This is a genomic window from uncultured Oribacterium sp. (assembly GCF_902481605.1).
Taxonomy (GTDB): Bacteria; Bacillota; Clostridia; order Lachnospirales; family Lachnospiraceae; genus Oribacterium; species Oribacterium sinus.
This window is the reverse complement of record NZ_CABSXI010000083.1, coordinates 1-9,086: the sequence shown is the minus strand read 5'-3', so window position 1 is coordinate 9,086 and position 9,086 is coordinate 1. Positions and strand designations below refer to the sequence as shown.

General features: G+C 42.9%; 7 protein-coding genes. 3 read left to right on the top strand and 4 right to left on the bottom strand.

The features are described from left to right. From RDQ32_RS10195 to RDQ32_RS10185, 3 genes are all read right to left on the bottom strand, one after another. Positions 1-1,134 (bottom strand): sugar ABC transporter substrate-binding protein (locus RDQ32_RS10195; RefSeq protein ID WP_308580369.1); only part of this gene is annotated, 1,134 nt, incomplete at its 3' end. 190 nt (positions 1,135-1,324) lie between these two features. Then, complete coding sequence (ptsP, locus tag RDQ32_RS10190) at positions 1,325-2,962, bottom strand: phosphoenolpyruvate--protein phosphotransferase (RefSeq protein ID WP_308580367.1); 1,638 nt, start codon at positions 2,960-2,962, stop codon at positions 1,325-1,327. Positions 2,963-2,974: 12 nt separating this feature from the next. Continuing rightward, positions 2,975-4,957 carry an alpha-amylase family glycosyl hydrolase gene (locus RDQ32_RS10185; RefSeq protein ID WP_308580365.1) on the bottom strand — a complete coding sequence of 661 codons (1,983 nt, stop codon included), beginning with the start codon at positions 4,955-4,957 and terminating at the stop codon, positions 2,975-2,977. Between the two features lie 375 nt (positions 4,958-5,332). Here RDQ32_RS10185 and RDQ32_RS10180 point away from each other — a divergent pair, with 375 nt between their 5' ends. After that, positions 5,333-6,223, top strand: a complete 891-nt coding sequence (locus tag RDQ32_RS10180; RefSeq protein WP_183684768.1) for an ROK family protein — start codon at positions 5,333-5,335, stop codon at positions 6,221-6,223. Positions 6,224-6,245: 22 nt separating this feature from the next. Next, the gene (locus RDQ32_RS10175) at positions 6,246-7,574 is read left to right on the top strand and encodes a chloride channel protein (RefSeq protein WP_308580363.1); all 1,329 of its coding nucleotides are present in this window, start codon (positions 6,246-6,248) and stop codon (positions 7,572-7,574) included. Positions 7,575-7,629: 55 nt separating this feature from the next. Here the strand turns inward: RDQ32_RS10175 and RDQ32_RS10170 are convergent, their stop codons facing one another. After that, on the bottom strand, positions 7,630-7,851 hold the full coding sequence (locus RDQ32_RS10170) for a hypothetical protein (RefSeq protein WP_183684770.1): 222 nt from the start codon (positions 7,849-7,851) through the stop codon (positions 7,630-7,632). Between the two features lie 371 nt (positions 7,852-8,222). Between RDQ32_RS10170 and RDQ32_RS10165 the strand changes: the two genes are divergently transcribed. Further along, a partial coding sequence (locus tag RDQ32_RS10165) for an ATP-binding protein (protein ID WP_308580361.1) occupies positions 8,223-9,086 on the top strand: 864 nt, incomplete at its 3' end.

Here is a 9,086-nt window from a genome sequence, read left to right as displayed (position 1 = left end):
GTATGCTTGTAAGTTGAAAGGAGCACTTTTCGCCCATTCTTCCGAGGTGCCTTTATAAGCGGACATCGTTACTCCGAGGCTTGCCTGTTTCCGCTGTGCTTCTTCGGAACCCAGGTATTCAATGAGTTTCCATGCCTCTTCAGGGTGCTTTGTATTCTTTGCCGCTGCCCATCCGAGCCCGTTATAGATAGAAACTCTTCTTCCTGTTGTTTTGTCTTTGGGTAGCTCTATACAATCCGCATTTGCCAAGCTATATTCATTGTTTTTGTGTGCGGCGATCATCCAAGAACCCTGGAAGCACATTGCCGCTTTTCCGGATTGGAAGAGGACATCTTCTGCGTTCTCTGCCATAGTTTCAGCGGAAGGAATCAGTCCTTCTTTCACCCATGTTTCTACAATCTTCATGGCTTCGATGGTCTTTGGATCGTCAAAACCTGATTTGGTTTTGTCTTTATTTAAGATAAAGCCGCCGTGGTCAAGAATCATGTTATAGTAACCTGCTTGATTATTATCCGGCTTTAAGCAGAGACCGTATTGCGAGCCATCATCTTTCTTTAGTTTTCTTGCAGCTTCCGTTACGTCATCCCATGTCCAATCTGCTGTAGGATAGGAGAGACCTGCTTCATCAAAGAGTTTCTTGTTATACCACAGGGCAATGGTGTCAATATCTTTTGGAACAGCGTAATTTTTTCCTTCGTAGCTGTATAATCCCCAGATATCCTTTGGGTAATTCTCCATTTTAATGACTTCAGAATTCTTGATTTTGTCGGTTAGATCCAGAAGCATATCATTACTCATGTAACGCTCGGATTCGTTAGAGTGCATCCAGAAAACATCCGGTAAAGATCCGCCCTGGGCTCCTGCCTCCAGCATGGTCCAGTACTCATTCCACTTTACAACGGAAATCTTAGTCTTGATTCCGGTCTCCTTAGTGAAATCATCTAAAATCTCCTTAATACCCGGTTCCTGGTTGGTATCCCAGATTGCTACGGAAAGCTCGTCAGAGGAAGCTCCCTGCTCACCGCTTCCGCTTGCTGTGCTCTCGGAAGAAGCACTCTTGCTTCCGCCGCAAGCAACCAATCCCAGGGCCATAAGCCCCATCACTACTGATACCGCTAAACTTCTTTTTTTCATCTTTTCCTCCTAAAGTACAAGAGCTTCCGCGTATAATCATAGCTCGAATCAGCTTCAAAAAATTCCCAAAGCCGGCTCCGAAAAAATATTTCTCCTCTAGCTTCGCTCTTGAAAACAATATTCTATTCCATATTATACTTCCGGCAAAAAAATATAATATGGAAAAATGTTGTGATAATATAGAAAAATGTCATGGAATTCTGTTGAGTTCCTTACTACTGTCACAACTAAGAATTTTCTTCTTTATCGGCAAGATGGCAGGGCCGTTCATGGACAATTTATCCACTCCCAGATGGAGAAAAAAAGCTGTAAAATCCGGATCAGCCGCAAATTCTCCGCAGACTCCCACCGATATCCCCGCCTGTTTTCCTTTTTCCACCACTTCTTTGATGGCCCTCAAAATGGCAGGATGTTTTTTGTGATAAAAACTGTGCACCATGACATTTTGTCTGTCTATTGCCAAAAGATACTGGGATAAGTCATTGGTACCGATAGAGAAAAAATCAACCTCTTTGGCCAAATCTCCTGCTATAAAGACTGCAGCAGGAGTTTCAATCATCACCCCTAAGGGTATTTTTTCCGCCATGGGAATCCCTTGTTTTTCAAGCTCAGTCCTGCATTTATGGAATAAGGCTTTGCTTTCCCTGACTTCTTTAAAACTGCTGATCATCGGAAGCATCACCGAAAGCTTACCGAAGGCAGAAGCCCGTAATAGAGCTCTTATTTGTGTACAGAACATTTCCTTTTCCATAAGACAAAAGCGAATGCCCCGAAGACCTAGAGCAGGATTTTCCTCCTTTATACCGGCGTGATAGGAAAGTACCTTGTCCGCTCCCAAATCACAGGTTCGGATAATAACCTCTCTTCCCTTCATTTCCTCCAGGATTTCCCGATAGCTTTGAAATTGTGTTTCCTCGGAAGGAAGCTTGCCTTCCTCTAAAAATAAAAATTCCGTACGATACAGACCGATTCCTTCAGCACCGGATTCTAGCAGCTTCTTGGCATCTACCGGAGACGACATATTACCATATAAGTTCATGCGTTTTCCGTCTAAACTGACACAGTCTTCATCTCTTAGTTTTTCAAGCTCCTGTCGCTCCTCTTTCTTTTTTTCCATAATCTCCCGGTAATGAGCCAGTACCTCCTCCGTGGGAGAAAAATAAGCCACCGATTTTTCACCATCAATAATACAGTATTCTCCGTCTTCTATTCCTCTCAGCCCTTTACATTGTACCAAGGCCGGGATTCCCAAGGATGCTGCCAGAATAGCTGTGTGACTTTGTAAAGAACCCTTCTCCGTAATAAATCCCAGCAGATTATCTTTCGGAAAACGAATGGTGTCCGATGGTCCAAGATCCTCTGCCAGCAAAACACAAGGCTCTTCCTTGGTAGCGACATCTTTTCCGCTTAAAATAGAAAGCATCAAGTTCAGAATATCCTGCATATCCTCCGCACGTTCCCGAAAATATGGATCCTCCATACGACGAAAAAGCCTTTCTTGTTTGCTAAAGGCTTTTTTCACCGCATATTCCATTGTATGACCCTTTTGTACCAAGCTAAATACACTGTTTTGCAGAATTTCGTCGGAAAGCATTAACGCATGAACAGAAAATATCTTTGCATCTTCATTCTGCATCTCCAAAAGGGCCTTTTGATAATATTCTTCTTCCTTCGCTATCGACTTTAAAAAGGCTTCTTTTCCCCTCCTTTTTTCCTCCTCTATGCCTTCTTCGGATTTTTTTAGGTAGGAAAATTGAAGCTTCCTTTTAAAATGTACCGGCCCCATGGCAATGCCTGAAAAGGCGGAAAGTCCTTCCAGTATCTTCATAAACTTTCCTCTTTAAACAAAGGAGGTTTTCAACCACAAAAATCCATGGGCAGGAAGGACAAGGTCTCTTGCTTTACAGGACTTTCCGGAAAGTAGATCCACGTAATCCTCCACCTCGGACACATAAGCCACCTGCTCGGATCTGGCAAAGTTGTAGAAGCAAAGAATCTTTTCTCCCTCATAATATCTTCCAAAGGCAAGGACATGGATATTCTTTGTATCAATAATCCAAGTATCCGCCATGGTGGAAAATGCTTTATGCTTTCTTCTTAAATCCTCCAGCTCCTTCAAACCGGTGAAAATCTTTTCTTCTATACTGCCCTTTTTCTTTCTCTTCTCCGCCTTTTCCCATGGGAAATTTCCACGATGAAGATAACGGGAATCCACCTTCTTGATGTCATCCTCATGATAGCTGTAGTCATTTTCCTGTCCAATCTCATCTCCGGAATAAAGTACCGGTATACCGGACTGACTCAGCAAAAAGGCATGGAGCATTAAGTCAAGCTGCAAAGCCTCTTTGATTTTATGCTCATCCTTTTCATAGGCAGCCGCTTCCAATCCGCAAAGAGATGCGGTGGTACCGCAGAGTCTGGCGTCTCCCCGTACCGGATCATCATTGTACAGCTCTCCTCTTGCATCGGAATCCTCCGTAAAGCCTCTGAAATAAGCATTTAAAAAGGCTTTATGCGGAATCTCCGTAATGGAAAACTGCTCCAGGAAAGCGTAATCCAGTCCCCAACCGATATCATCATGACAACGAAGGTAATTCAGAAATACCATGTCCTTCGGAAGGGCAAAGACCTGTCCCAGCTGATGCTGCATCAAACGGGTATCCTGGGTAGCTACGGTATGCCAGGTAGATGCCATAGTGGTAACATTATACAGCATGTGACACTGGGGCTTCTCCAGACTTCCGAAGTAAGGAACTACCTTTTGAGGCTCCATTACCACTTCTCCCAAAAGCAATACACCGGGAGCCACTATTTCCATCGCCATACGGAAGATGCGAACTAATGTATGTACCTCCGGAAGGTTTCGACAGTTTGTACCCAGCTTTTTCCAAATATAAGGAACCGCATCCAGGCGGAAAACATCCGCTCCCTGATTACACAGGAAGAGCATATTTTCCAACATATCATTTAAAACCGTAGGATTCCCATAGTTCAAATCCCACTGATACGGATAAAAGGTAGTCATAACAACCTTTTTCGCTTCTTCACAATAGGTGAAATTACCGGGAGCGGACTCCGGAAAAACCTGAGGAACTGTACGTTCAAATTCATTGGGAAGCCCCCAGTCATTAAACATAAAGAAACGATCCTGAAATTCTTGTTCGCCGTTCTTGGCACGTTTTACCCACTCATGTTCCTCGGAGCAATGGTTCATGACAAAATCCAAACAAACACTGATTCCTTCTTCATGGCAGGCAGAACATAAACTCTTAAGATCATCCATAGTTCCCAATTCCGGTTGAACCTTGTGGAAATTGGATACCGCATACCCCCCGTCAGACTTTTCCTTTGGACTCTCCAGAATAGGCATCAAATGCATATAATTAAAGCCACATTCCTTAAGGTAAGGAATCCTTTTTTCCACGCCCTTTAAGTCTTTTCCGAAGCAATTGGTATATAAAAGAACTCCGATAAGGTTGTTTCCTTTAAACCACTGGGGCTTTCTCATTCTTTCTTGGTCTAATGCTCTAAGCTCAGGAGACCGTTCTCTGGCATATTTATCCAAAAGAGAAAGAAAATATTGAAAGGATTGTTCATTGCTTCTATACAGCTCATAATATAGCCATTTCAACTCATCCATATGGGTAGCCAGACGGTTCTGATAAGCCGTAATATAGTCATCCTGAACTTCCTCTACCGTATTCGTTACCTTCGTTTTCACTGCATTGGGCTCCAATGCTCTCAGCCTCTTTTCGGTGCATTCTTCTATCTTCATCTTATCTGTTTTATGCTCTTTGCTACCCGTTTCCTTTTTCTTCCCCATACTGATATCCCTTTCTATTATAGCTTTTCTAGAAGGTAAAGACTTGACCTCTCCAAGCGCTCATCTTCCAAGATGCCTGAAAAACTAACTCTTTTCTTCTTTGGAACATTTTCCTCATTATACCCTAAAGCAAAATAAGCAACAAGGAAAAGTGAAACAGAGGATACACTTTGTTTCTATTTAATAAAATAAAATATTCAACTTATACAAAAAGCATGGATAATCAAAAGAAAAAGGGAATAGACATTGCATTTTTGTCAAGCATTCTATACACTGAAGGGAAAAGAAATTGTAGAGTTTTCTGCATTCCATCATAAGCAAGGAAGCCGAAATTATATTCGGGTTTCTTGTTCAGAATTAAAGCGAGGTAAATATATGTATTACGGATCCCTAGAAGCCGGTGGAACTAAGATGATTTGTGCCGTTTGCGAGGAGAACGGAAAGATTATTGAGCAGGTTTCCATTCCCACCTTAAGCCCGGAGGAGACCATTCCTAAAATTATCGATTATTTTAAGGATAAAGACATTGTCGCCCTGGGTGTAGCCTGCTTCGGTCCCATCGATTTGCATAAAGATTCCAAAACCTATGGCTATATTACAAGTACCCCAAAGCTCAAGTGGCAGAACTATCCTCTGATTCCTACTTTACAAAAGGCTTTATCCATTCCCATGGGCTTTGATACGGATGTAAACGGTTCTCTTCTGGGAGAGATTTCCTTCGGCTCCAGTAAGGGGCTGGAAAATGCCATTTACATTACCATCGGTACCGGAATCGGCGGCGGCGTTATCAGTAATGGAAAATTACTGCACGGTATGTTACACCCGGAGCTCGGACATATGCTCTTGGTTCCCCATCCGAAGGATTCCTTTGCGGGAAACTGCCCCTTCCACAAGAATTGTTTTGAAGGTATGGCCTCAGGCCCTGCTCTTGAAAAAAGATACGGAAAGAAAGGCATTGAACTGGTAAATCAAAAAGAAGTATGGGAAATTGAGGCATACTACATCGGTCAGGCTCTATGTAATCTGATCTTAACCCTCAGTCCGGAGAGAATTATTCTGGGAGGCGGCGTAATGCATCAGGAACAGCTCTTTCCTTTAATTCGTAAAGAAGTAGCCGCCCAGTTAAATGACTATCTGAAAACCAAAGAATTAGCAGATTTAGACCATTATATCGTCCCTGCCAGCTTAAACGACAATCAGGGTATACTGGGTTGTTTACAGCTTGCCATCGATGCAAAGAAAGAAAGTAGCTTGAATTTAAAATAACAACATAGGGAAGTTTAGAACAATGAATGCGCAAAATGAAGCAATACCGGAAAGCAAAAAAAACAACAGCAGGAAAGAGAAAAATCAAAGCAGATTAACAAAGCTTGAAAAAGTAAAGGAGACCTATAAAAACGGTTTAAAATGGATTCTGCTGGGTATTCTTACCGGTGCTGTTGTAGGCAGTATTTCCGCCTTCTTTGCCCATGGTATCGTACTGGCTTCCGCATTCCGGGTAAAGCACCCCCAGCTTCTTTTTGCCCTCCCCTTTGCCGGACTTCTTTTGGTCTTCGCATACAGCATTCTGTCTGACAAAAACAAAAAGGGTACCAATCTGGTGATTGAGTCGGTGCGAAGAGGAGAAAAGTTGCCGGTGGAAATGGCTCCTCTGATTATTTTCAGCACTGTGCTTTCCCATCTCTTCGGCGCTTCCGTAGGACGAGAAGGTGCCGCTTTACAGGTAGGGGGCTCTCTGGGCTCCAGTATCGGCAGAATTTTACATCTTTCTGAAAAAGAGCAAAGAAGAATTATGATGTGCGGAATGAGTGCAGCTTTTTCCGGGCTCTTCGGTACCCCGATAGCGGCCGCTATCTTTGCCATAGAGCTATGCACCGTAGGCAGTATTTACTATACCGCCTTACTCCCCTGTACCGTTTCCGCCTTAACAGCCCATTTTTTTGCGGAAAAAGTCATTCATGCTGAGGAACCGAATCTTGCCCTTTCTCTAATGGCGGAAATGGATTGGTCCTCCGCCCTATATACTCTTCTGCTGGCTATTGCCGCCGCTTTGGTAAGTATAGTATTTGTCTCCTGCGCCCATAAAGCAAAGGATTTATTTAGCAAATACTTTCCAAATCCTTATCTACGTATTTTTGTAAGCGGAGCCATGGTTCTCCTTGCCACTTTGGCGCTAAACACCAATATCTATAACGGAACCGGTATTCAGCTGATTACGCAAACGATTCATGAACCCGGAACAAAGATTTTTCTCTTTGCCTTTTTCTTGAAAATTCTCTTTACTTCCGTTTCTCTTGGGGGCGGATTTCAGGGTGGAGAGATTGTTCCTTCCTTGTTTATAGGAGCAACGCTGGGCAATGCATTAAGCCGATTTTTGCCATTGGACCCTTCTCTATGTGCGGCACTGGGAATGACTGCCCTCTTCTGCGGCGTCACCAACTGTCCTCTGACCGCCTTACTCATCAGCTTTGAGCTATTCGGCTTCCAGGCCTCTTCCTACTTCCTTTTAGCCATCGCCATCAGTTATCTATTCTCAGGGAATTACGGACTTTACCACAGCCAAAAAATACTCTTTTCCAAAACAGAGGAAGAAGAAATAAATGAGCATACCCATTAGGTATGCTCATTTATTTTCTTAACGAGTTTCCCTCGAAGTGCGCGAGGTATCTCATTTAGCCTTTTTTAAAACGGTTCGCCAAGCCCTTATCCTCCGGCTTAACCCGCAGATTAGTAACTTTCTCTTCTTCCCCCGGTCTTTGAATCTTTAACTCCAGAATGGTTCCTTCCGGTAAGCCCTTGCCAAATTCTATTTGTAGGAACTTAGCTACCTTGGGGTGGTTTGCCTGAAAATCATCCAAATCTCTACTAAACTGCATTAACTCCATGGGATTCATGTCATTTCTCCTTTTCTTGATAATTCAAATTACTTCTCCACTACTCGATAAGCATCCAACATGACAAGCACTCTTCTTTGCATAATGCTTTCAATGCTATCATTACTTTATGCTGTTTTGATTTATGTTAGCCTAGGCTAATATTTTCTAAAAGAGCATAGCCTAAGTTCCTTTTTCTGACAAGTATTATTTTGCCTCTCTTAGCTTTATTGTCCCCTTGATCGTCTTTCCTTTCCCTTTCCGACTATTCTATACCTTAGGCTATATCTTCATAATATGCTTTATTTTGCTTCCATAGTCTCTTTATGCTATACTGCTTCGGTGTATTTCAAAAGAATACTGCAATTTTTTTATTTTAGAAGGATTGAAACATGAGTAAAATCAAAGAAATCTCCCCGGAAGCCTGGGAGAAGGAAGAATATAAACACTATACCCCCATTGACCTAAGGGAAGCAGAGGAATATGAAATCGGACACATGGATAAGGCTCTCTCCTACCCTATAGAGACTTTACTGGGAGAAGAAATCCCCCTGTCCATAGAAGGACAGTATCTCCTTTACTGCAAATACGGCACCCTTTCCAGAGAGCTTGGTGAACGACTTTCCGACAGGGGCTATCAGGTGGCAAATCTGGAGGGAGGATATGGAAAATACGTTTTGCAGCAAATCAAGAAGGCCGCAAAACAGGAGGAACGACAGAAGGAAATCGAATTAAGCCTTAGAAAAAAATTTAAAAAGTCTATCTTTACCCCCTTTGCCAAGGCCATCAATGATTATGAGTTGATTCAAGAGGGTGATTCCATCTGTGTCTGCATTTCCGGCGGTAAAGATTCCATGATTATGGCAAAGCTTTTCCAAGAGTTAAAACGGCACAACAAATTCCCCTTTACCCTGCATTTTCTTTGTATGGATCCGGGCTATAACGCCTACAATCGACAGATTATTGAGGAAAATGCCGCTCTTCTGGGGATTCCCTTGGAATTCTTTCAAAGCGATATTTTTGAGTCGGTTTTCACCATTGACTCCTCTCCCTGCTATGTTTGTGCCAGAATGCGAAGAGGACACCTGTATTCCAAGGCAAAGGAGCTGGGCTGTAACAAAATTGCCCTTGGACACCACTTTGATGATGTGATTGAAACCGTCTTAATGGGAATGCTTTACAGCGGACAATTCCAGGCCATGATGCCCAAGCTTCATTCCACAAACTTTGAAGGGATGGAGTTGATTCGTCCCCTC